We start from the raw sequence: 21,314 nt of genomic DNA on the forward strand, positions 1-21,314 counted from the left end.
GGTCCGCCTCGGGAACCGCGTCACAGGGTGCGAGCGCCGTGCTGCAGGCACGACGTGGACGGGACGATCACCTCTCTCGGGTGCGCTGGAGAAGACTCCGGCAGCGCAGCTGCACTCACCGAGATCAGAGGAGAAACGCAATCAGCGATCCCCGTACCAACGACCGTATCCGCGTCCCCGAGGTCCGCCTCGTGGGTCCCGCAGGAGAACAGGTCGGCGTCGTCAAGATCGAGGTCGCCCTGCGACTCGCGCAGGACGCAGACCTGGACCTGGTCGAGGTCGCCCCCAACTCCAAGCCGCCCGTGGCCAAGATCATGGACTACGGGAAGTTCAAGTACGAGCAGGCTCAGAAGCTCAAGGAAGCCCGTCGCAACCAGGCGAACACGATCCTCAAGGAGGTCCGTTTCCGCCTGAAGATCGACAAGCACGACTACGAGACCAAGCGCAAGCGCGCCGAGGGCTTCCTCAAGGCCGGCGACAAGGTCAAGGCGATGATCCTCTTCCGCGGTCGCGAGCAGTCGCGCCCCGAGATGGGCGTCCGCCTGCTCCAGCGCTTCGCGGAGGACGTCGCCGAGTTCGGCCAGGTCGAGTCCACCCCGACCATCGACGGTCGCAACATGGTGATGGTCATCGGCCCGCTGAAGAACAAGTCCGAGGCGAAGGCCGAGGCCAATGCGGTCCGCGCCGCTCGTCGCGAGGCCAACACCCCCGAGGACACGGCCGAGGCCGAGTCCGTCTAGTACTTCGCCGCCCCGGCCTCGGGGCCGGTGGACGCCCCGCTCGCGGGGCACCGGTTTCGCCCCGCCGAGCGCGGAGTGACGTTCACAAGGAGAGAACATGCCCAAGATGAAGACCCACTCGGGTGCCAAGAAGCGCTTCAAGGTGACCGGCTCCGGCAAGGTCATGAAGCAGCAGGCCGGCATGCGTCACAACCTGGAGTCCAAGTCCAGCGTTCGCACGCGCCGCCTCAACCAGGACCAGGTCCTCGCCCCGCAGGACGCCAAGGTCGCCAAGAAGCTTCTCGGTCTGTAGCCCACCGCCGGCGCAGCCCGCTGCGCCGCGTGGTCGCTACTCAGCCGACACGGATCGATAGGAAGAAACAGCAATGGCAAGAGTGAAGAGGGCCGTCAACGCCCACAAGAAGCGTCGCGTCATCCTCGAGCGCGCCTCGGGCTACCGCGGCCAGCGGTCGCGCCTCTACCGCAAGGCGAAGGAGCAGGTCACCCACTCCCTCGTCTACTCGTACCGCGACCGCCGCGCCAAGAAGGGCGAGTTCCGTCGTCTCTGGATCCAGCGCATCAACGCCGCGTCCCGCGCGAACGGCCTGACCTACAACCGCTTCATCCAGGGCCTCGCCCTGGCCGGCGTCCAGGTCGACCGCCGCATCCTCGCGGACCTCGCGATCACCGAGCCGGCCACGTTCGCCTCGCTCGTCGCGACCGCGAAGAGCGCGCTGCCCGCCGACACCTCGGCGCCCAAGGCCGCAGCGTAGTCAGCACGGCTTCCCGGAGGGGGTCGCGACCGAGAGGTCGCGGCCCCCTCCGTCGTTCGAGGGCCCTCCCGCGCCGTGTCTGCGGGGGCGGCGATCACCGCGCCGATAGGCTCGCCGCATGCTCGACAACCCCCGCTCTCCCCGTGTCCGCTCCGTGGCGAAGCTCACCCGCCGCCCGGCCCGGCTCGAGACGGGGCTCTTCCTCCTCGAGGGCCCGCAGGCACTCTCCGAGGCTCTGCAGTACCGCCCGGAGCTGATCGTCGAGTCGTTCGCGACTCCGACCGCTCTGGAGCGGCACCCCGAGATCGTCGCCGCGGCCGCCGAGGCGGAGGTGGAGATCGAGTACGTGACCGAGGACGTCCTCGACGCGATGGCCGACACCGTCACTCCGCAGGGCTTCGTCGCGGTCTGCCGTCAGTTCCCCACGTCGCTCAAGGACGTCGTCGCCTCCGAGCCGCGCCTCGTGGCGGTGCTCGAGGAGGTCCGCGATCCGGGCAATCTTGGCACGATCATCCGCGCCGCCGACGCCGCCGGCGCTGACGCGGTCGTGCTGTCCGGCCGCTCGGTCGACCTCTACAACCCCAAGGTCGTGCGCTCCACGACCGGCTCGCTCTTCCACCTCCCGGTCGCGGTCGGCGCCGACCTCGCCGACGTGCTGGGCCGGCTCCGCGGCGTGGGACTGCGCTCCGTCGCGGCCGACGTGAAGGGGGAGGACCTGCTCGACGTCCGCGCCCGCGGGGACCTCGCCCAGCCGACCGTCTGGGTCTTCGGCAACGAGGCGCGCGGCCTCGAGGAGGAGTCGCTCGCCCTCGTCGACGGCGTGGTCGCGGTGCCCATCTACGGGGCGGCGGAGTCGCTCAACCTCGCGACCGCGGCCTCCGTCTGCCTGTACGAGAGCGCCTTCGCGCTGCGTTCCTGAGAGGAACCGGGCCGAGGGTGCCGCGAACCTGGAGAACAGGGCGCGTTGTTACCCTTCGGTTAAGAATTCCCTCATGATTTGACCGGCCCATCCCCGTGTGCTTCTCTGACGGCATGGTCACAGCCCCGCAAGACGAGCGCGCCGCCGCTCCCGCCGGTGAACCCCTCGTCGTCCTCTCCGGGGTGCAGAAGCACTACGGCGACTTCCAGGCTCTGAAGGACATCGATCTGACGGTGCACCGGGGCGAGGTCGTCGTGGTCCTCGGCCCCTCCGGATCCGGCAAGTCGACGCTCTGCCGCACGGTCAACCGGCTCGAGACGATCTCGGGCGGCACCATCACCATCGACGGTCAGAAGCTCCCGGAGGAGGGCAAGGGCCTCGCCGCGCTGCGCGCCGACGTCGGGATGGTCTTCCAGTCGTTCAACCTCTTCGCGCACAAGACGATCCTCGAGAACGTCACCCTCGGCCCGATCAAGGTCCGCGGGCTCTCCCGCAAGGACGCGGAGGCCCAGGCCACGGCGCTGCTCGACCGGGTCGGCGTCGGCCACCAGGCCGCCAAGACCCCGGCCCAGCTCTCCGGCGGGCAGCAGCAGCGCGTCGCGATCGCGCGGGCGCTGGCGATGAAGCCCAAGGTGATGCTGTTCGACGAGCCGACCTCGGCGCTCGACCCCGAGATGATCAACGAGGTCCTGGACGTGATGGTCGGGCTCGCCAAGGACGGGATGACGATGATCGTCGTCACCCACGAGATGGGCTTCGCCCGGAAGGCCGCCGATCGCGTCGTGTTCATGGCCGACGGCGAGATCCTCGAGGACACCGACCCTGAGTCGTTCTTCACCGCGCCCCGCACCGACCGGGCCAAGGACTTCCTCTCCAAGCTCATCACGCACTAGAAGCGCGATCAGCAGCCACCAGGCAGGTCGGACCCGTGACCCGGGAGCCGACCCGACATCGCCCGCTCCGGCGGGCCGAACCCCAGGAAGGACGATCATGCGCACCAGGCTCATGTTCATGACCGCGGGACTCGCGGCAGCGACCCTCGCCCTCGCCGGCTGCTCCGGCGACGCCGGAACCGCCGGCGGCGGCGCCGGTGGAGGCTCCGAGGGAGGGACCTCCGCGTACGAGGTCGCCTCCGACGTCACTCTCGAGGGCAGCCCGACCTTCGACGCGATGACCGCGGACGGCAAGGTCGTCATCGGCGTCAAGGAGGATCAGCCCGGGCTGGGCTACCTCGACGCGGCGACCGGCGAGCGCTCCGGCTTCGACATCGAGATCGCCAAGTGGACCGCCGCCTCGCTCGGCTTCGCGGCCGACGCCATCGAGTTCCAGGCGATCCCGTCGGCCAACCGCGAGGCGTCGATCGTGAACGGCGACATCGACTACTACGTCGGCACCTACTCGATCACCGACAAGCGCAAGGAGCAGGTCGGCTTCGCCGGACCCTACTTCGAGACCGGCCAGCAGCTGCTCGTCGCGGCCGACAACGACACGATCACCGGACCGGACGACCTCACCGCCGACACCACCGTGTGCTCGGCCACCGGCTCCACCCCGATCCAGAACATCCGCACCAACTACCCCGAGGTGAAGACCGAGGAGTTCGACACGTACTCGCAGTGCGTGGACGCCCTCTCCGACGGCACCGTCGACGCCGTCACCACCGACGGCGCGATCCTGATCGGTTACGCCGCTCAGAAGCCCGACGAGCTCAAGGTCGTCGGAGAGCCCTTCAGCACCGAGCTCTACGGCATCGGCCTGCCGAAGGACGACGACGCCCTGCGCCACTTCGTCAACGGCATGCTGACCGACGGCGGCGAGACCTGGAGCGCCATCTACGACGAGACGCTCGGCCAGTCCGGCACGACCGTCACCCAGCCGGCGGTGAACGACTACTAGGAGGCGCCCCGGGCGGCCCGACCGCCGCCCGGGGGTCCCCTCTCCTCGACCACCACCACCGCTCCGACAGAAGGGCCAGCCGCATGGATGTCCTGTTGAACAACCTCGACGTCTACGTCCCGGCCTTCGGCAACACCCTGATCCTCTTCAGCGTCTCGCTCGTGTTCGCCCTGCTGATCGGCACGGTGGTCGGCGCGATGCGCGTCTCGCCCGTCCCGATCGCCCGCGCGGTCGGTACGGTGTACGTGAACACCATCCGGAACACCCCGCTCACGCTGGTGATGTTCTTCTTCGCCTTCGGCTACCCCAAGCTCGACCTGCCGCAGGTGGACTACACGAACCTGGCGATCTGCGCCCTCAGCCTCTACACCGCGACCTACGTCGCGGAGGTACTGCGGTCGGGCATCAACACCGTGCCGATCGGCCAGGCCGAGGCGGCCCGCGCGATCGGCCTCGACTTCGGCCTCACGATGACGCAGGTCGTCCTGCCCCAGGCCTTCCGCTCCGTGATCCCGCCGCTCATGAGCGTCCTGATCGCGCTGCTGAAGAACACCACCGTCGCCGCCGGCTTCTCGGTCGCGGAGGCGGGCACCATCGTCCGCGTGCTCAACGAGCGCGGCGAGAACAGCCTCATCGTCGTCCTCTGGGTGGCCCTGGTCTTCGTGGTCCTGGTCACCCTGCTCTCGCTCGTCCAACGTCAGCTCGAGAAGAAGTGGAGGGTCGCCCGATGAGCTCCGTCCTCTTCGACAACCCCGGCCCCCGGGCCGTCGTGCGCAACCGCGTCATCGGCGTCGTCGTCGTCCTGCTGATCGCGGCCTTCCTCGGCTTCGTGGTCTGGCGCTTCGCGGAGTCCGGCCAGTTCGACGCCTCCAAGTGGCGCGCGTTCGGCTACCCGCTGGTCTGGCAGAGCATCGGCGGCGCCCTCGGCCGCACGCTCGCGGCCTTCGCCACGGCGGGCGTCGCCAGCCTCGTCCTCGGCCTCCTCCTGGCGATCGGCCGGCTCTCGGACCGGCGCTGGATCAACGTCCCCGTCACGCTCTTCATCGAGCTGTTCCGGGCGATCCCCGTCCTGATCCTGATGATGCTGATGTACTACGGCCTGCCGTTCGCGGGCCTCAAGCTCAGCCCCTACCTCGCCGTCGTCATCGCCCTGACCCTCTACAACGGCTCCGTCTTCTCCGAGATCTTCCGCGCCGGCATCGAAGCCCTCCCGCGAGGACAGAAGGAGGCGGGCTACGCGATCGGCCTGCGCAAGTCCGGCGTGATGCGGCTCATCCTGTTCCCCCAGGCGATCCGCTCGATGCTGCCCGTGATCATCGCCCAGCTCGTCGTCGCCCTCAAGGACACGGCGCTCGGCTCGATCATCACCTACAACGAGCTTCTGTACTACGCGCGCTACCTGGGCAACCAGTCGAGCCTCGACAGCCCGATCATCCCGGCGGCGATCGTCATCGGAGCGATCTACATCGGCATCTGCCTCCTCCTCTCGGGGCTGGCGAAGTGGATCGAGATCCGCACCAAGAGCGGCGGACGCGGCGGCCGCACCATCGGCGGCCACCCCGCAGCCCGCGCGCAGACGGACACGCAGCTCATCGCTGTGCAGGACTGAACTGTGAGGATCGCCCGAGGGCGATCCTCACCGCGGTCGGCTTCCTGACGGGGTCGGGTTCCGCAGAGCGTCCTGCGTCCGGCTACGGAGAATCGCTGACACGCGATTCTCCTGTTCGCCTCGAGGGTCCGGCGATCGCTCAGCGCATCGAGCGGTGGTGCTCCGCTCCGGCGTCGTCGACGCGGAGGCGGTGGTGATCGGGGAGTCGCGATCGGTCCGGGCGTCTTCTCGTCCTCCCGCCCGGCGGTGCCCCCCCTCCTGCCGGTCGAGCAGCCTCCGACCCCGGCGTAGCGAGAACCCGCCCCTGCTGGTCGAGCAGCGCCGGTGGCGGGGCTTCGAGAGCCGTCGGCGCAGACGGGGGCCTGGCCGCGGGCGAGCGCGACGAGCACCGCGCGCGGGCGGCGGGAGGGGGCGGAGGCCCTCGCCTACACTGGGGGATCGTGTCAGACAGCAACCCGATCACCGACGAGGCCGTCTCCGCGGCGGTCGCCGACGCCCTCGCCGCCATCGGCGCGGCGGGCGACTCCGCCGCTCTGAAGTCCGCCCGAGCCGCCCACCTCGGCGAGGGGTCCGCCCTCGCCCGCCTCAACGCGCAGATGCGCTCCGTCCCGCCCGAGCACAAGGCGGCGTCCGGCAAGCTCGTCGGCGGTGCCCGCAAGCAGGTGGGCGACGCCTACGCGGCCCGCGAGGCCGAGCTCGTCGAGGCCGAGGACGCGGCCGCGCTCGAGGCCGAGCGCGTGGACGTCACCGCCGGCGCCAGCTTCGTGCGCCGCGGCGCCCGCCACCCCCTCTCGCTCCTCCAGGAGTCGATCGCCGACGTGTTCGTCGGGATGGGCTGGGAGATCGCGGAGGGGCCGGAGCTCGAGAACGAGTGGTTCAACTTCGACGCCCTGAACTTCGACGAGGACCACCCGGCCCGCGCCATGCAGGACACCTTCTTCGTCGACCCCGTCGACTCGCACCTGGTGCTGCGCACGCACACCTCGCCGGTGCAGATCCGCTCGATGCTCGAGCGCCCGCTGCCGCTCTACGTGATCGCTCCCGGACGGGTGTACCGCACCGACGAGCTCGACGCGACGCACACGCCCGTGTTCACGCAGTTCGAGGGTCTCGCCGTCGACCGCGGCCTGACCATGGCGCACCTGCGGGGCACCCTCGAGCACGTCGCGCGGATCCTCTTCGGCGACGACGCGCGCATCCGCCTGCGCCCGAACTACTTCCCCTTCACCGAGCCCAGCGCCGAGCTGGACGTCTGGCACCCGACCTTCGTCGGCGGTGCCCGCTGGATCGAGTGGGGCGGCTGCGGCATGGTCAATCCGAACGTGCTGCGCGCGGCCGGGATCGACCCGGAGGAGTACTCCGGGTTCGCCTTCGGCATGGGGATCGAGCGGACCCTGATGTTCCGCAACGACGTGAAGGACATGCGCGACATGGTCGAGGGCGACGTCCGCTTCAGCGAGCAGTACGGGATGGTGATCTGATGCGAATCCCGCTGAGCTGGCTGGGGGAGTACGTCGACCTCGAGCAGGACGTCACGACGGAGTCCGTGCACGCGGCCCTGGTGTCGGTCGGCCTGGAGGAGGAGGACGTCCACCGGTTCGAGGTGACCGGGCCCGTCGTCGTCGGTGAGGTGCTCGACCTCGCTCCGGAGCCGCAGAAGAACGGCAAGACCATCAACTGGTGCCACGTCCGCGTGGCCCCGGAGGGCGCGCGTGCCGCCGACGGCGGAGAGGACGTCCGCGGCATCGTCTGCGGAGCCCACAACTTCGCGGCCGGCGACAAGGTCGTCGTGTCACTGCCGGGCGCGGTCCTGCCCGGGCCGTTCCCGATCTCCGCGCGGAAGACCTACGGGCACGTGTCCGACGGGATGATCGCCTCGAGCCGCGAGCTCGGCCTCGGGGACGACCACGACGGCATCCTCCGCCTCGCCTCACTCGGGCTCGACCCGGAGCCGGGCACGGACGCCGTCGCGCTCCTCGGTCTCGACGACGCCGCGGTCGAGGTCAACGTGACGCCCGACCGCGGCTACGCCTTCTCGATCCGCGGCATCGCCCGCGAGTACGCCCACGCCACCGGAGCCGCCTTCCGCGACCCCGCTCGGGCGCTCCCTCCGCACGAGCGCACGGAGACGGCGCCCGTCTTCCCCGTGTCCGTGGCCGACGAGGCGCCGATCCGCGGCCGTGTCGGCGCCTCCGTGTTCGTCACGCGCGTCGTCCGGGGCGTCGACGTCTCGCGACCGACGCCGCCGTGGATGCTCGCGCGACTGCGCCTGGCCGGCGTCCGCTCGATCTCGCTCGTCGTGGACATCACCAACTACGTGATGTTCGAGCTGGGCCAGCCGCTGCACGGCTACGACCTGGCGACCCTGCAGGGCGGCATCGTGGTGCGCCGCGCCGCACCGGGGGAGACCCTCGAGACGCTCGACGGCCAGACCCGGCGCCTGCACGTGGAGGACCTCGTCATCGCCGACGACGGCGGGGCGATCGGCCTCGCCGGAGTGATGGGGGGCGCGCGCACCGAGATCTCGGACGCCACGTCCGACGTCCTGCTCGAGGCGGCGAACTTCGACCCGGTCTCGATCGCCCGGACGGCTCGCCGGCACAAGCTGCCGAGCGAGGCGTCGCGGCGCTTCGAGCGCGGCGTCGACCCCGAGGTGGCCTCGGTCGCCGCGGCCCGCGCGGTGCAGCTGCTCGTGGAGCTCGCCGGCGGCACGGCGGACGAGCTCGGCTCGGTCCTGGCCGACCCGCGCACGGCGGAGCCGGTCGAGCTGCCGGACGGCTACGTCGCAGGCCTCATCGGCGTGGAGTACACCCCGGAGGAGATCCGCGGCGCGCTCGTCGAGATCGGCGCCTCCGTCGAGGCCGGCGGAGCGGGCCTGCTGGTGACTCCGCCGAGCTGGCGCCCCGACCTCGTCGACCGCGCCTCGCTCGCGGAGGAGGTCGCCCGCATCACCGGGTACGACCGCATCCCGGCGATCCTGCCCGTGGCGCCTCCCGGCCGCGGGCTGACCCCGGGCCAGCGGCTGCGCCGCACCCTCGCCCAGGCGCTCGCCGCCGCGGGTCTGACCGAGGTGCTCTCGTACCCGTTCCTCTCGCGCTCGATCAACGACCGGCTCGGCTCGGTCGTCGGGGAGCCGCAGGAGCAGATCACGCTCGCCAACCCGCTCGACGCGACCGCGGGCCAGCTGCGGATCTCTCTGCTGCCGGGTCTCGTGCAGGTCGCGGCCCGCAACCGCTCGCGCGGCCTGACGGATCTCGCGGTCTACGAGCTCGGCTCCGTCTTCCTCCCGGTTGCCGGCCGCCCGTTCGGCTCGGGGGCGCTCCCTGCGGGCGGGACGCGTCCGTCCGCGGAGGTCGAGGCCGAGCTGAACGCGGGCATTCCGCCGCAGCCGCGGCACCTCGCGGCGCTGCTCACGGGTGCCGCCGTCGTGCGCCAGCCCGGTGTCGCCGGGCGTGACGTCGACTGGCGCGACGCCCTCGACGTGGTCCGCGAGGTCGCCGCAGCGACCGGCACCGAGCTCGTGCTGCGCCAGGGGGCCCACGCCGCGCTGCACCCGGGCCGCACCGCCGAGGTCGTGCTCGACGGCGCGGTCATCGGGCACGCGGGGGAGCTGCTCCCGGCGCTCGCCGAGGAGCTCGACCTCCCGCGCCGCGTCGCCGTGGTCGAGCTCGACCTCGAGCCGCTGCTCGCGCGGGCCGGGAGGGTCGTCGTGGCCCGTCCGGTGGGCGCGCTGCCCGCCGCGACCCAGGACCTCTCGCTCGTCGTGCCGGTCGGCATCGCGGCAGCCGACGTGCGCGCCGCCGTCGCCGAGGGGGCGGGCGAGCTGCTCGAGGCGATCCGCCTGGTCGACGACTACCGCGGCACCGGGCTCGCCGAGGGGACGAAGTCGCTGACGTTCGCGCTGCGCTTCCGCGCGCCGGACCGCACGCTCACCGCGGCCGAGGCGACGGCCGCGAAGGAGAACGGCGTGGCCGTGGCGGCGGAGCGCTTCGGCGTCCGACTCCGCGAGTGAGGCCGGGGGTCCCGTCCGGCTCGGCCGGGCGGGGCCCCGCACCCGCACCGGCTAGGCTCTCGGGCATGACTTTCTCCGTGGCGGTGGCCGGTGCGAGCGGCTACGCGGGCGGCGAGCTGCTGCGACTGCTCGCCGACCACCCCGAGTTCGAGGTGCGCACGGTGACGGCGCACGCCAACGCGGGTCAGCCCCTCATCGCCGTGCACCCGCACCTCCGCTCGCTCCGCGACCTCGTCCTCGTCGACACGACGACCGGGAACCTCGCCGGGCACGACGTCGTCTTCCTCGCCCTGCCGCACGGGAAGTCGGGCGAGATCACCGCGACCCTCCCCGAGGACGTCCTCGTCGTCGACTGCGGCGCCGACCACCGCCTGACCGACCCGCAGGACTGGGCCGACTTCTACGGGGGCGACTTCGCCGGGGCCTGGCCCTACGGGCTCCCGGAGCTGCTGATCGGCGGCGGCGGACGCAAGCAGCGCGAGGCGCTCGCCGGAGTGCGGCGCATCGCCGTCCCCGGCTGCAACGTCACGGCGATCACGCTCGGCCTGGCCCCCGGTCTGCACGCCGGAGTGATCGAGTCGTCGGACCTCGTCGCGGTCCTCGCCGTCGGCCCCTCGGGTGCGGGCAAGAGCCTGCGGACCGACCTCCTCGCCAGCGAGCTCCTCGGCTCCGCGCACGCCTACGGCCTCGGCGGAGCGCACCGTCACAATCCCGAGATCCGGCAGAACCTCCTGCTCGCCGGAGCCGGACCCGTCTCGATCTCGTTCACGCCGGTCCTCGTGCCGATGTCCCGGGGCATCCTGGCGACCTCGACCGCGCGCCTCGCTCCCGGCGTCTCGGCGCAGGACGTGCGCGCGGCGTGGGAGACCGCCTACGGCGACGAGACCTTCGTCCAGCTGCTCCCGGAGGGCTCCTTCCCCCGGACGGCCGACGTGGTAGGGGCGAACACCGCTCTGATCGGACTCGCCGTGGACGAGCGGGCCCGCCGCGTCGTGGTCGTCTCGGCCATCGACAACCTCGTCAAGGGCACCGCGGGCGCAGCCGTCCAGTCCACCAACATCGCCCTGGGACTCCCGGAGTCCCTCGGCCTGAGCGTGAACGGAGTCGCGCCGTGAGCGTCACCGCAGCAGCAGGGTTCCGGGCGGCGGGAGTCGTCGCCGGGCTGAAGTCGACCGGAGCGCGCGACGTCGCGCTCGTGCAGAACCTCGGCCCGCTGCAGAGCGCCGCCGCGGTCTTCACGAGCAACCGCTGCAAGGCGAACCCCGTCCTCTGGAGCGAGCAGGTGATGCGCGACGGCGTCGTCTCGGCGATCGTCCTCAACTCCGGCGGCGCCAACTGCTACACGGGTGCTCAGGGCTTCCAGGTCACCCACCGCACCGCGGAGCTCGTGGGCGAGAGCCTCGAGGTGTCCGCCGGCGACGTGCTGGTGTGCTCCACCGGGCTGATCGGCGACCAGCTCGACCTCGCGAAGCTCGCCCCCGGCGTGACCGGCGCCTCCGCCGAGCTCGCCGGGGGACCCGAGGCGGGCGAGGCGGCCGCCCGCGCGATCATGACCACCGACACGGTCCCGAAGCAGGCGGTTATCCGCTCCGAGCAGGGCTGGAGCATCGGCGGCATGGCCAAGGGCGCCGGGATGCTCGCGCCGGGTCTGGCGACGATGCTGGTCGTGATCACGACCGACGCGGCCCTCGAGTCCGCCGCTCTCGACACCGCCCTGCGTGCCGCGACCCGCGTCACCTTCGACCGCCTCGACTCGGACGGCTGCATGTCGACGAACGACACCGTCGCACTGCTCGCGAGCGGCGCCAGCGGCGTCGAGGCCGACGCCGACGAGTTCACCGAGGCCCTGACCGCGGTCTGCCGCGACCTCACCCTGCAGCTGCAGGCCGACGCGGAGGGCGCCGCCCACGACGTCGCGATCCGCGTGCTGAACGCCGCGACCGAGGACGAGGCCGTGGTCGTCGCCCGCGCCGTCTCCCGCAGCAACCTGTTCAAGGCCGCGATCTTCGGCAAGGACCCCAACTGGGGCCGCGTCCTCGCCGCCGTGGGCACGACCGATGCGCAGTTCGACCCGTACGGCATCGACGTCGCGATGAACGGGGTGCAGGTCTGCCTCGCGGGCGAGCCGCACGAGAGCCGCGACCTCGTCGACCTCGCCCCTCGGCAGGTCGCCGTCGACATCGACCTGCACGCCGGCGACGCGACGGCCACGATCTGGACCAACGACCTCACGCACGACTACGTGCACGAGAACTCCGCGTACTCGAGCTGAGGCGGCCATGAGCGACGACACCACCCTCTCGGCCGAGAGCCGCGCCGAGCGCGACGCCGCACCCGGGAAGGCCGCGACGCTCATCGAGTCGCTGCCCTGGCTGCAGAGCTTCCACGGGCGCACGATGGTGATCAAGTTCGGCGGCAACGCGATGGTGTCGGAGGAGCTGCGGCGCTCCTTCGCCCAGGACATGGTCTACCTGCGCTACGCCGGGATCCGCCCCGTGGTCGTCCACGGCGGTGGGCCCCAGATCTCGCGGATGCTCGACCGGCTCGGGATCGAGAGCGAGTTCCGGGGCGGCTACCGGGTCACGAGCCCCGAGGCGATGGAGGTGGTGCGGATGGTGCTCACCGGCAGCATCAGCCGCGACATCGTCCGCCGGATCAACGAGCACGGCCCCCTCGCCGCCGGCATCTCCGGTGAGGACGCGGGCCTCTTCGTCGGCCGCCGCCGCGGTGTCGTGATCGACGGCGAGGAGCACGACCTCGGACTCGTCGGAGACGTGATCGCCGTGGATCCCGCCGCCGTCCTCGCTCAGCTCGAGGCCGGCCGGATCCCGGTCGTGTCCTCGATCGCCCCCGACTCGGACGACCCCACGCAGTCGCTGAACGTCAACGCCGACGCCGCCGCCGCCGCGCTGGCCGTCGCGCTCGGCGCCGAGAAGCTCGTCGTCCTCACCGATGTGGCCGGCCTCTACTCCGACTGGCCCGACCGCGAGTCGCTCGTCTCGCACATCCGCTCGGACGACCTCGCGGCTCTGCTGCCCTCGCTCGAATCGGGCATGATCCCCAAGATGACCGCCTGCCTCGACGCCGTGCGCGGGGGAGTGCCCAAGGCCGCCATCATCGACGGCCGCATCCCGCACTCGATCCTGCTCGAGGTGTTCACCTCGGAGGGCATCGGCACCGAGGTCGTCGCCTCGCTCGACCCCCGCGACCGGGAGCGAATGTCGGGCCGCTGATCCTCAGCGGCCCCGGCTCCGAGCGTCCGTCCCGTCCGGGACGCGCGCACCGTCGGCCCTCGCGGCCGGACCGCTCCGATCGAAAGGCCACCATGTCCATCCCCACGACCGCGTCCCGCACCGGCTCGGCGCGCGACCGCTACTCCGCCGCGATGATGCAGACCTTCGCGCCGCCGCTCGCCGTGCTCGAGCGCGGCGAGGGCTGCCGGGTCTGGGACGTCGACGGGCGGGAGTACCTCGACTTCCTCGGCGGCATCGCCGTCAACTCGCTCGGCCATGCGCATCCCGTGTTCGTCGAGGCCGTGACGCGCCAGGCCGGTGCGCTCGCCCACGTCTCCAACTACTTCGCGACCGCCCCGCAGATCGAGCTCGCCGAGACCCTGCGCCGCCTGACCGGGGCCGGGGAGACGGGCCGCGTCTACTTCGCCAACTCGGGCACCGAGGCCAACGAGGCGGCCTTCAAGCTGGCGCGGCTGAATGCGGCCGGCGGCCGGCACCGCGTCCTGGCGCTGCAGAACGCGTTCCATGGGCGGACGATGGGCGCGCTCGCGCTGACCGGCAAAGCGGCCATGCGCGCGCCGTTCGAGCCGATGCCGGGAGGGGTCGAGCACCTCGAGGCGAGCATCGAGGCCCTCGAGGCGGCTCTCGACGAGTCCGTCGCCGCGCTGATCGTCGAGCCCATCCAGGGGGAGGCGGGCGTCATCCCGCTGCCGGCCGGCTACCTCGAGCGCGCGCGTGAGCTCACCCGCGAGCACAGCGCGCTGCTCATCGTCGACGAGATCCAGACCGGGGTCGGGCGGACCGGACGCTGGTTCGCGTACCAGGAGGCGGGGATCCTGCCCGACGCCGTCACCCTGGCCAAGGGGCTCGGCGGAGGCTTCCCCGTCGGAGCGCTGGTGACCTTCGGCGAGGCGTCCGACCTCCTGCAGAAGGGCCACCACGGCAGCACCTTCGGCGGCAATCCGCTCGCGACCGCCGTGGCCGGAGCCGTGCTCGCCGAGATCGAGCGCGCCGACCTTCTCGGCAACGCGCGGGAGCGCGGGGCGCAGATCGTCGACGCGCTGACCGCTCTCGACTCGCCCCTGATCGGAGGGGTTCGCGGCGCGGGCCTCCTCCTGGGCATCGCCCTGACCCGGCCGGTCGCCGCCGAGCTCGCCGCCGCCTGCCTCGACGCCGGCCTGATCGTGAACGCGGCGAACGACTCGAGCATCCGGCTCGCGCCTCCGCTCGTGGTGACCGCCGCCGACGTCGCCGAGTTCGCCGAGCGCTTCGGCCGCGCACTGCAGACCCTCTGACCCCGTACCTCCACCGAAAGCGACCAGCACCGTGACCCGCCACTTCCTCCGCGACGACGACATCACTCCCGCCGAGCAGGCCGAGATCCTCGACCTCGCCCTCGAGCTCAAGCGCGACCGCTTCTCCCGGAAGCCCCTCGCCGGGCCGCAGACCGTCGCCGTGATCTTCGACAAGTCCTCCACGCGCACCCGCGTCTCCTTCGCGGTCGGCATCGCCGATCTCGGCGGAAGCCCCCTGATCATCTCGACCGCGAGCAGCCAGCTCGGCGGCAAGGAGACCGCCTCCGACACGGCGCGGGTCCTGGAGCGCCAGGTCGCCGCCATCGTGTGGCGCACCTACGCGCAGTCGGGCCTGGAGGAGATGGCGCGCAGCACGCGCGTGCCGGTCGTCAACGCGCTGTCGGACGAGTTCCACCCGTGCCAGCTCCTCGCCGACCTGCTGACCATCCGCGAGCACCGCGGTCGCCTCGCCGGACTCACGCTCACGTTCTTCGGCGACGGAGCGAGCAACATGGCGCACTCGTACCTCCTGGCGGGGGCCACGGCCGGCATGCACGTCCGCATCGTCTCCCCGGAGTCGTACTCGCCGGACGCGGCGGTCCTGGCCGATGCGCAGCGCATCGCCGCGACCACCGGCGGATCGGCGATCACCACGACCGACCCCGACGAGGGCGCGGCCGGCTCCGACATCGTGATCACGGACACGTGGGTGTCGATGGGCAAGGAGGACGAGAAGGCGGCGCGCGTCGCGACCTTCGGCGCCTACCGGGTCGACGCCGCCACGATGGCCGCTGCCGCTCCCGACGCGCTGTTCCTGCACTGCCTGCCCGCGGACCGCGGCTACGAGGTGACCGCCGACGTGATCGACGGCCCGCAGAGCGTGATCTGGGACGAGGCGGAGAACCGCCTGCACGCGCAGAAGGCCCTGCTCGTGTGGCTCCTGGAGCGCGCCGGCACCGCCGACGCCGCTCAGTAGACTCGACAGCCGAACCCGAGGAGAACCATGACGGAACGACCCTCCGCCCGCGCGGGCGAGGCCGGAGCCCTCTGGGGCGGCCGCTTCGCCGGCGGCCCCTCGCCCGAGCTCGCCGCGCTCTCGAGGTCGACCCACTTCGACTGGCAGCTCGCCCCCTACGACCTCGCCGGCTCCCGCGCCCACGCCCGGGCGCTCGCCGGAGCGGGCTACCTCGACGACGCCGAGCTCACCGCGATGCTCGCGGCGCTCGACCGGCTCGAGGCTGCCGTCGCCGATGGGAGCTTCGCCGCCGACGAATCCGACGAGGACGTGCACGGCGCCCTGGAGCGCGGCCTGATGCTCGAAGCCGGTCCCGAGCTCGGCGGCAAGCTCCGCGCGGGGCGCTCGCGCAACGACCAGATCGCCACCTTCGTCCGGATGTACCTCCGCGACCACGCGGCGCTCGTCTCGGAGCTGGTGGTGCAGCTCATCGACGCCCTCGCCGCGCAGGCGTCGGCGCACCCGACGGCGATCATGCCCGGGCGCACACACCTCCAGCACGCTCAGCCCGTGCTCCTCGCGCACCATCTGCTCGCCCACGGCTGGGCGCTGCTGCGCGATCTGGAGCGCCTGCGGGACTGGGCCGTCCGGGCGGACGTCTCGCCCTACGGCTCGGGCGCCCTCGCCGGCTCGACCCTCGGCCTGGACGCCGAGGCCGTCGCCCGCGATCTCGGCTTCGCGTCGAGCGTGCCGAACTCGATCGACGGGACGGCCAGCCGCGACCTCGTTGCCGAGTTCGCCTTCGTCACCGCCATGATCGGGATCGACGTCTCGCGCATCGCGGAGGAGGTCATCCTCTGGAACACGCGGGAGTTCGCCTTCGTCACGCTCGACGACGGCTACTCGACCGGGTCCTCGATCATGCCGCAGAAGAAGAACCCCGACATCGCCGAGCTCGCCCGGGGGAAGTCCGGCCGCTTGATCGGCAACCTCACCGGGCTGCTCGCGACCCTCAAGGCGCTGCCGCTCGCCTACAACCGCGACCTGCAGGAGGACAAGGAGCCGGTCTTCGACTCGGTGACGACCCTCGAGGTGCTGCTGCCCGCGTTCAGCGGCATGATCGCGACCCTCACCTTCCACACCGACCGGATGGCGGAGCTCGCGCCCCAGGGCTTCTCCCTCGCGACCGACGTGGCCGAGTGGCTCGTGAAGAAGCACGTGCCCTTCCGGGACGCCCACGAGATCACCGGTGAGCTGGTCAAGCTGGCGGAGTCGCAGGGGAGGGGGCTCGAGGATCTCGACGCCGCCGCGCTCGCCTCGGTGTCGCCGCTGCTCACTCCAGACGTGCGGTCCGTCCTCAGCATCGAGGGATCGGTGGCGAGCCGGGACGGTGTCGGCGGCACGGCTCCCGACCGCGTCGCGGAGCAGCTCGCCCGGCTGACCGAGCGCGTCCGGGTCGTGCGCGGATCCCTCCGAGGGGAACGCCCGTGACTCTTCGAGGAGCGCCGGGCGACGACGGCCGTCCGCCGCTGCGCCCCTGGCAGCAGCGGACTCTGGTGCTCGTCGCCGCAGTCGTCATCGTCGCGGTGATCGTGATCACCCTCGTGTCGGGCCAGAGCTTCTTCTGAGCGCCGACCTCCCCGACCTCGCGCGCTCGGCCCTCGAGGTGGCACCGGAGCTGCTCGGCCGCGTCCTCCTGCACCGCACGCCGGAGGGCGTGGTCGGCGTCCGGCTGACCGAGGTCGAGGCGTACCTCGGAACCGGTGAGGATCCGGGCTCGCATGCGCACCGCGGACCGACACCCCGGACGGCTCCCATGTTCGGTCCGCCCGGGTCCGTGTACGCGTACTTCACCTACGGGATGCACACCTGCGTGAACATCGTCTGCTCCCCGGCGGGCACGGCGTCGGCGGTGCTGCTGCGCGCCGGCGAGGTCGTATCGGGGGAGGATCTCGCGATGATCCGGCGCGGACCCGTTCGCAGCCGGGATCTGGCCCGCGGACCCGCACGGCTGGCGAAGGCCCTCGGAGTCCGTCTCACCGAGTCGGGCGACCCGCTCGAGGCGGCGTTCGAGCTGCTGCCGGGGGAGAGGCCGTCCTCCGTGGCGGCGGGCCCGCGCACCGGAGTCTCGGGCCCGGGCGGCGGGGACGACTTCCCGTGGCGCTTCAGCATCCCGGGCGACCCCACCGTCTCGCCCTACCGGAGAGCAGTGCCCCGGCGGCGGCCCGGAGCTCAGCCCGCGAGGTAGAGCCGGGCGAGAACGCCGAGAGCCGCCGCCCAGGCGAGGCTCGCCAGCGTGCCGATGATGAACCGCTCGCGCGCCTCCGGGGAGGCGAGCTCGCTGAAGCGGCCGACGCCCTTGATCGCCACCACGACCGCGATCCCCTCGGGGAGACCGCTCATCAGTGCGCCGGCCGTCGCGATCCGCTCGAGGACCCCGATCGTCGTCCCCCCGCGCAGCACCTCGATCGGCTGGCCGATCGCCGAGGGCGCGCTCCCGGCGGCGGGGCGGGAGGTTCCGGCGACCATGATGCCGCCGTGGCTGCCGCTGCGGGAGTCGGCCGTCGCGAGCCGGAGGGTGAGCAGCACGACCGGCCCGCCGCCCGCGATCGCCAGCGCGAAGGCCAGCACCGCCACCAGGACGGAGTGGATCGGGGGCGCGGACGGTCCGGCGACCGCCGTGAGCAGGAAGGCGGCGGCCGCCGCCACGAGGGGGATCCAGGCGAGCTGCGGACGGCGAAGGCGCACGGCGAGCACCGCACCGGCGAGTCCGGCGAGCAGCACGAGCACCACGCCCGTCCACGAGGCGGACTGCAGCGCGGAGGCGAGGAGCAGGGCGGGGGATCCGGGGGGTGCCGTCATCGGGGTGTCCTCTCGTCGGTGGGGTCGAGCGTACGGTCGACCACTGTCAGCAGGCGCGCGAGCGCGTCACGGGCGGGAGCGTCGACTCGAGCACTCGCCGCGCGGACCCGGAGGCTGACCGCCTGCGGGCTGACGGCGAGGCGCTCGGCCGCATCCTTCTGGGAGAGGCCGCTCTCGAGCAGGTCGACGATCTGCCAGCCGGCCTCGGAGCGCGCGTCGCGCAGCAGGAGGAGCGGATCGATCAGCGACTGGACGTCCGCCGGTGCCGGCGCCGCCGTTCCCGGTGCGTCCGGATCGAGGGAGAAGCGCGTCGGCCGGCCCTTCGCCGCCTCGACCGCCCGGCGCGCCGCGAAGTACGCCTCCCCGGTCGCCGCTCTCGTGGTCGCGGGGAGTGGCCGGTCGACCGGGCCGATCCCGAGGCCGATGCTCCAGTGGCCGGTCCGGTGCAGCTCGAGCACGAGCGCGACGACGGCATCGGCCCGGTCGAGCACGCACTGGAACTCGTCGCCCGCCGTCCGCTCCGGGGGCAGGACGAACGACGCCCGACCGTCGTCGATCAGGCTCGCGATCGCCTGGTCCACGCGGTCGTGGTCGTGCCTGCTGTCGCGCTGATCCGCGGTGATGACGAACATCGGACCTCCTCGATCAAGTATCGGCACTTGATCGCCCCGGATCAAGCCTGTGCACTTGACTCCCGGAGACCGGCTCCTTCCCGCCGCGGTAGCCTGGTCGGGTGATCGACCAGCACCTCCCCGGGTCCGCGACGAGCCCGCGGCTCGACCCCGCCTTCGACTCCGTGTGGGACGAGCTGGTCTGGCGAGGCTCGGTGCACGTGTCGACCGATGCGGGAGCGTTGCGCGAGCTGCTGTCGGGGGAGCCGATCACCTACTACTGCGGGTTCGACCCGACCGCGCCCAGCCTCCACCTCGGGAACCTGGTGCAGCTGATCGTCATGCGCCGGCTCCAGCTGGCCGGGCATCGGCCGCTCGGGCTCGTCGGCGGCTCGACCGGGCTGATCGGGGATCCGCGTCCGACGGCCGAGCGGACGCTGAACTCGCGCGAGACGGTGACGGCGTGGGTCGAGCGCCTCCAGGCGCAGGTGTCCCGGTTCGTTCCCGCGGGCGGCGACAACGGGCTGCGCCTGGTCAACAACCTCGACTGGACCGCTCCGCTGTCGGCGATCGACTTCCTGCGGGAGATCGGGAAGCACTTCCGTGTGGGGACGATGCTCAAGAAGGACGCGGTCAGCGCCCGCCTCAACTCCGACGCGGGGATCAGCTACACCGAGTTCAGCTACCAGATCCTGCAGGGACTCGACTACCTGGAGCTCTACCGGCAGTACGGGTGCGTCCTGCAGACCGGCGGCAGCGACCAGTGGGGCAACCTGACGAGCGGGACCGACCTGATCCACCGCACGGAGGGCGTGTCGGTCCACGCGATCGGTACACCCCTGGTGATGAACTCCGACGGCACCAAGTTCGGCAAGAGCGAGGGCAACGCCGTCTGGCTCGACTCCGAGCTCACCAGCCCGTACGCGTTCTACCAGTTCTGGGTCAACACGGACGACCGTGACGTCGCCGACCGCCTGCGGATCTTCACCTTCCTGCCGCGCACGGAGATCGAGCGCCTGGAGAAGGCCGCTGCCGACGAGCCGTTCCGCCGGGAGGCGCAGCGCGCGCTCGCCTGGGAGGTCACGTCGCTGGTGCACGGAGCGGAGGCGACGCGCTCGGTGATCGACGCCTCGGCCGCGCTCTTCGGCAAGGGCTCGCTCGAGGGGATCGACCCGGTCATCCTCCGTGGCGCGCTCGAGGCGGTGCCCTCGATGGAGGCGACACCGGAGACGCCGGCGCTGCAGGCGTTCGTCGAGACCGGACTCGTCGCCAGCACGGGGGAGGCGCGGCGGGCTCTCGCTCAGGGAGGGCTCTCGGTAAACAACACCGCCCTCCCGTCCGAGACCGTCACGCTCGGCGAGCTCCCGTTGATCGATGGGATCGCCGTCCTCCGTCGCGGCAAGAAGAGCTTCGCCGGGGCCTTCGTCCGCTGACCGCGTGCCCGCTCTCCTCGAGCGGACGCGGATGATGACGGCGTCGGCGGTCTCATCAGCTCGGTGTCCGGTGTCCGGTGTCCGGTGTCCGGTAGCCGGTAGCCGGTAGCCGGTAGCCGGTAGCCGGTAGCCGGTAGCCGGTAGCCGGTAGCCGGTAGCCGGTAGCCGGTAGCCGGTAGCCGGTAGCCGGATGTCCGGCGTCGGGTACCGAGTCGGACACTCAGCGACGCAGAGCCCTTAAATCGCGACACGCCCGGGACGCAGGCGATTTGCCGCTCGGCCGAGGCCCGACGTAATGTAACTCCTCGTCACCCCAAAGGAGCGGCAAGCGGGAGTCAGGCGCAGAGCGTCGAGACCAGCTGGCCCACCTCAAGCGGGGACCATCCCCTCGCTCCCAGGCCTGTTAGAGATTCGTCTCTTGAAGACTGCGGGATCGCGAGCTAAGATGCAAAGCCTCCACGGGACACGGTCCCGGCTTCGTTGCAAGGCCTCACGGCCGAGCCCGGTGCAGCGGTGCGGTCCTCGATCGCGCAGCGAACACCACGAAGAAGCCGGACTTGACACGGCCTGCGGATGTGCTAAGTTAGTCGAGTTGCCACGGAGGCGATCGGGACTTCGATTCCGACAAGCCTAACCGGTCTCGGCAAGCAAGACAAATCGAGTGGCTCACGCCCTCGTACAGCAATCTTCGATCACTTTCGTTGTGAAGCACCGTTCTGGTGTGGAGGCGGGATGTGTCCGATTCTTGAGAACTCAACAGCGTGCACTATGTTCAATGCCAATTTTATACCCCGGCCTCGATCTTCGGATCGGGTTGGGATTCCTTTGGAAATTGATGTCAGCTTCCGACTTTCGGGTCGGAGAGATGTCTTATTTGCTAGAGGTCAAACTTGACTCCCCTTCTCTTCGGGGTTGGGGGTCGTAATTTTTTTACGGAGAGTTTGATCCTGGCTCAGGACGAACGCTGGCGGCGTGCTTAACACATGCAAGTCGAACG

21 protein-coding genes and 1 rRNA gene are annotated in these 21,314 nt (G+C 71.5%); 20 read left to right on the forward strand and 2 right to left on the reverse strand.

Annotation, left to right across the window (positions count from 1 at the left end; genetic code table 11):
* The first annotated feature begins 191 nt into the window (after window positions 1-191).
* From infC to C5C46_RS08065, 18 genes are all read left to right on the forward strand, one after another.
* Window positions 192-740 (forward strand): translation initiation factor IF-3, encoded by a 549-nt coding sequence (infC, locus tag C5C46_RS07985; protein WP_374952931.1) that lies wholly within the window; start codon window positions 192-194, stop codon window positions 738-740.
* A 97-nt stretch (window positions 741-837) separates the two neighbouring features.
* The gene (gene rpmI / locus C5C46_RS07990; protein ID WP_055793295.1) at window positions 838-1,032 is read left to right on the forward strand and encodes a 50S ribosomal protein L35; all 195 of its coding nucleotides are present in this window, start codon (window positions 838-840) and stop codon (window positions 1,030-1,032) included.
* A 73-nt stretch (window positions 1,033-1,105) separates the two neighbouring features.
* Window positions 1,106-1,492: a 50S ribosomal protein L20 gene (rplT, locus tag C5C46_RS07995; protein ID WP_104224487.1), complete on the forward strand. Its 387-nt coding sequence runs from the start codon at window positions 1,106-1,108 to the stop codon at window positions 1,490-1,492.
* Between the two features lie 118 nt (window positions 1,493-1,610).
* Complete coding sequence (locus C5C46_RS08000; RefSeq protein WP_104226312.1) at window positions 1,611-2,411, forward strand: RNA methyltransferase; 801 nt, start codon at window positions 1,611-1,613, stop codon at window positions 2,409-2,411.
* A 113-nt stretch (window positions 2,412-2,524) separates the two neighbouring features.
* Window positions 2,525-3,304 carry an amino acid ABC transporter ATP-binding protein gene (locus C5C46_RS08005; RefSeq protein ID WP_104224489.1) on the forward strand — a complete coding sequence of 260 codons (780 nt, stop codon included), beginning with the start codon at window positions 2,525-2,527 and terminating at the stop codon, window positions 3,302-3,304.
* 97 nt (window positions 3,305-3,401) lie between these two features.
* Entirely contained in the window at window positions 3,402-4,307 is a 906-nt protein-coding gene (locus tag C5C46_RS08010) for a glutamate ABC transporter substrate-binding protein (RefSeq protein ID WP_181027238.1), read from the forward strand.
* Window positions 4,308-4,390: 83 nt separating this feature from the next.
* Window positions 4,391-5,038: an amino acid ABC transporter permease gene (locus C5C46_RS08015; RefSeq protein WP_104224491.1), complete on the forward strand. Its 648-nt coding sequence runs from the start codon at window positions 4,391-4,393 to the stop codon at window positions 5,036-5,038.
* Window positions 5,035-5,916 carry an amino acid ABC transporter permease gene (locus C5C46_RS08020; protein ID WP_104224492.1) on the forward strand — a complete coding sequence of 294 codons (882 nt, stop codon included), beginning with the start codon at window positions 5,035-5,037 and terminating at the stop codon, window positions 5,914-5,916. The genes C5C46_RS08015 and C5C46_RS08020 overlap by 4 nt, the downstream gene beginning before the upstream one ends.
* Before the next feature lie 440 nt (window positions 5,917-6,356).
* Complete coding sequence (gene pheS / locus C5C46_RS08025; protein WP_104226313.1) at window positions 6,357-7,397, forward strand: phenylalanine--tRNA ligase subunit alpha; 1,041 nt, start codon at window positions 6,357-6,359, stop codon at window positions 7,395-7,397.
* A complete protein-coding gene (pheT, locus tag C5C46_RS08030) occupies window positions 7,397-9,928 on the forward strand; it encodes a phenylalanine--tRNA ligase subunit beta (protein ID WP_104226314.1) in 2,532 nt (843 codons plus the stop codon). Before pheS ends, pheT begins: the two co-directional genes overlap by 1 nt.
* Before the next feature lie 65 nt (window positions 9,929-9,993).
* The gene (gene argC / locus C5C46_RS08035) at window positions 9,994-11,043 is read left to right on the forward strand and encodes an N-acetyl-gamma-glutamyl-phosphate reductase (RefSeq protein ID WP_104226315.1); all 1,050 of its coding nucleotides are present in this window, start codon (window positions 9,994-9,996) and stop codon (window positions 11,041-11,043) included.
* Window positions 11,040-12,200, forward strand: coding sequence for a bifunctional glutamate N-acetyltransferase/amino-acid acetyltransferase ArgJ (argJ, locus tag C5C46_RS08040; protein WP_104226316.1), 1,161 nt, complete (start codon window positions 11,040-11,042; stop codon window positions 12,198-12,200). Before argC ends, argJ begins: the two co-directional genes overlap by 4 nt.
* 7 nt (window positions 12,201-12,207) lie before the next feature.
* On the forward strand, window positions 12,208-13,161 hold the full coding sequence (gene argB, locus C5C46_RS08045; protein WP_104226317.1) for an acetylglutamate kinase: 954 nt from the start codon (window positions 12,208-12,210) through the stop codon (window positions 13,159-13,161).
* A 92-nt stretch (window positions 13,162-13,253) separates the two neighbouring features.
* Window positions 13,254-14,456, forward strand: a complete 1,203-nt coding sequence (locus tag C5C46_RS08050; protein ID WP_104226318.1) for an acetylornithine transaminase — start codon at window positions 13,254-13,256, stop codon at window positions 14,454-14,456.
* Window positions 14,457-14,487: 31 nt separating this feature from the next.
* Window positions 14,488-15,432, forward strand: a complete 945-nt coding sequence (gene argF / locus C5C46_RS08055) for an ornithine carbamoyltransferase (RefSeq protein WP_104226319.1) — start codon at window positions 14,488-14,490, stop codon at window positions 15,430-15,432.
* Window positions 15,433-15,459: 27 nt separating this feature from the next.
* A complete protein-coding gene (gene argH, locus C5C46_RS08060) occupies window positions 15,460-16,902 on the forward strand; it encodes an argininosuccinate lyase (RefSeq protein ID WP_104226320.1) in 1,443 nt (480 codons plus the stop codon).
* Window positions 16,899-17,039: a hypothetical protein gene (locus C5C46_RS16845; RefSeq protein WP_160034127.1), complete on the forward strand. Its 141-nt coding sequence runs from the start codon at window positions 16,899-16,901 to the stop codon at window positions 17,037-17,039. The genes argH and C5C46_RS16845 overlap by 4 nt, the downstream gene beginning before the upstream one ends.
* On the forward strand, window positions 17,036-17,659 hold the full coding sequence (locus tag C5C46_RS08065; protein WP_104226321.1) for a DNA-3-methyladenine glycosylase: 624 nt from the start codon (window positions 17,036-17,038) through the stop codon (window positions 17,657-17,659). The genes C5C46_RS16845 and C5C46_RS08065 overlap by 4 nt, the downstream gene beginning before the upstream one ends.
* Here the strand turns inward: C5C46_RS08065 and C5C46_RS08070 are convergent.
* Together C5C46_RS08070 and C5C46_RS08075 are read right to left on the reverse strand one after the other, a co-directional pair.
* Window positions 17,644-18,273 (reverse strand): hypothetical protein, encoded by a 630-nt coding sequence (locus tag C5C46_RS08070; protein ID WP_258059401.1) that lies wholly within the window; start codon window positions 18,271-18,273, stop codon window positions 17,644-17,646. The genes C5C46_RS08065 and C5C46_RS08070 overlap by 16 nt on opposite strands.
* Window positions 18,270-18,905, reverse strand: a complete 636-nt coding sequence (locus tag C5C46_RS08075) for a DNA-binding protein (RefSeq protein ID WP_104226322.1) — start codon at window positions 18,903-18,905, stop codon at window positions 18,270-18,272. The genes C5C46_RS08070 and C5C46_RS08075 overlap by 4 nt, the downstream gene beginning before the upstream one ends.
* A 101-nt stretch (window positions 18,906-19,006) precedes the next feature.
* Between C5C46_RS08075 and tyrS the strand changes: the two genes are divergently transcribed.
* Window positions 19,007-20,317, forward strand: coding sequence for a tyrosine--tRNA ligase (tyrS, locus tag C5C46_RS08080; protein ID WP_104224503.1), 1,311 nt, complete (start codon window positions 19,007-19,009; stop codon window positions 20,315-20,317).
* Between the two features lie 929 nt (window positions 20,318-21,246).
* Window positions 21,247-21,314, forward strand: a 16S ribosomal RNA gene (locus tag C5C46_RS08085); the annotation flags it as partial.

It is taken from the genome of Rathayibacter sp. AY1E6, assembly GCF_002931115.1.
Taxonomy (GTDB): Bacteria; Actinomycetota; Actinomycetes; order Actinomycetales; family Microbacteriaceae; genus Rathayibacter.

Bases quoted from the DNA above. Each gene is read 5' to 3' on its own strand.
- C5C46_RS08005 (WP_104224489.1), top strand. From the start codon at position 2,525: ATGGTCACAGCCCCGCAAGACGAGCGCGCCGCCGCTCCCGCCGGTGAA.
- argH (WP_104226320.1), top strand. From the start codon at position 15,460: ATGACGGAACGACCCTCCGCCCGCGCGGGCGAGGCCGGAGCCCTCTGG.
- C5C46_RS08015 (WP_104224491.1), top strand. From the start codon at position 4,391: ATGGATGTCCTGTTGAACAACCTCGACGTCTACGTCCCGGCCTTCGGC.
- C5C46_RS08050 (WP_104226318.1), top strand. From the start codon at position 13,254: ATGTCCATCCCCACGACCGCGTCCCGCACCGGCTCGGCGCGCGACCGC.
- C5C46_RS08000 (WP_104226312.1), top strand. From the start codon at position 1,611: ATGCTCGACAACCCCCGCTCTCCCCGTGTCCGCTCCGTGGCGAAGCTC.
- pheT (WP_104226314.1), top strand. From the start codon at position 7,397: ATGCGAATCCCGCTGAGCTGGCTGGGGGAGTACGTCGACCTCGAGCAG.
- argB (WP_104226317.1), top strand. From the start codon at position 12,208: ATGAGCGACGACACCACCCTCTCGGCCGAGAGCCGCGCCGAGCGCGAC.
- C5C46_RS08070 (WP_258059401.1), bottom strand. From the start codon at position 18,273: ATGACGGCACCCCCCGGATCCCCCGCCCTGCTCCTCGCCTCCGCGCTG.
- C5C46_RS08020 (WP_104224492.1), top strand. From the start codon at position 5,035: ATGAGCTCCGTCCTCTTCGACAACCCCGGCCCCCGGGCCGTCGTGCGC.
- rpmI (WP_055793295.1), top strand. From the start codon at position 838: ATGCCCAAGATGAAGACCCACTCGGGTGCCAAGAAGCGCTTCAAGGTG.
- C5C46_RS08075 (WP_104226322.1), bottom strand. From the start codon at position 18,905: ATGTTCGTCATCACCGCGGATCAGCGCGACAGCAGGCACGACCACGAC.
- C5C46_RS08010 (WP_181027238.1), top strand. From the start codon at position 3,402: ATGCGCACCAGGCTCATGTTCATGACCGCGGGACTCGCGGCAGCGACC.
- rplT (WP_104224487.1), top strand. From the start codon at position 1,106: ATGGCAAGAGTGAAGAGGGCCGTCAACGCCCACAAGAAGCGTCGCGTC.
- argC (WP_104226315.1), top strand. From the start codon at position 9,994: ATGACTTTCTCCGTGGCGGTGGCCGGTGCGAGCGGCTACGCGGGCGGC.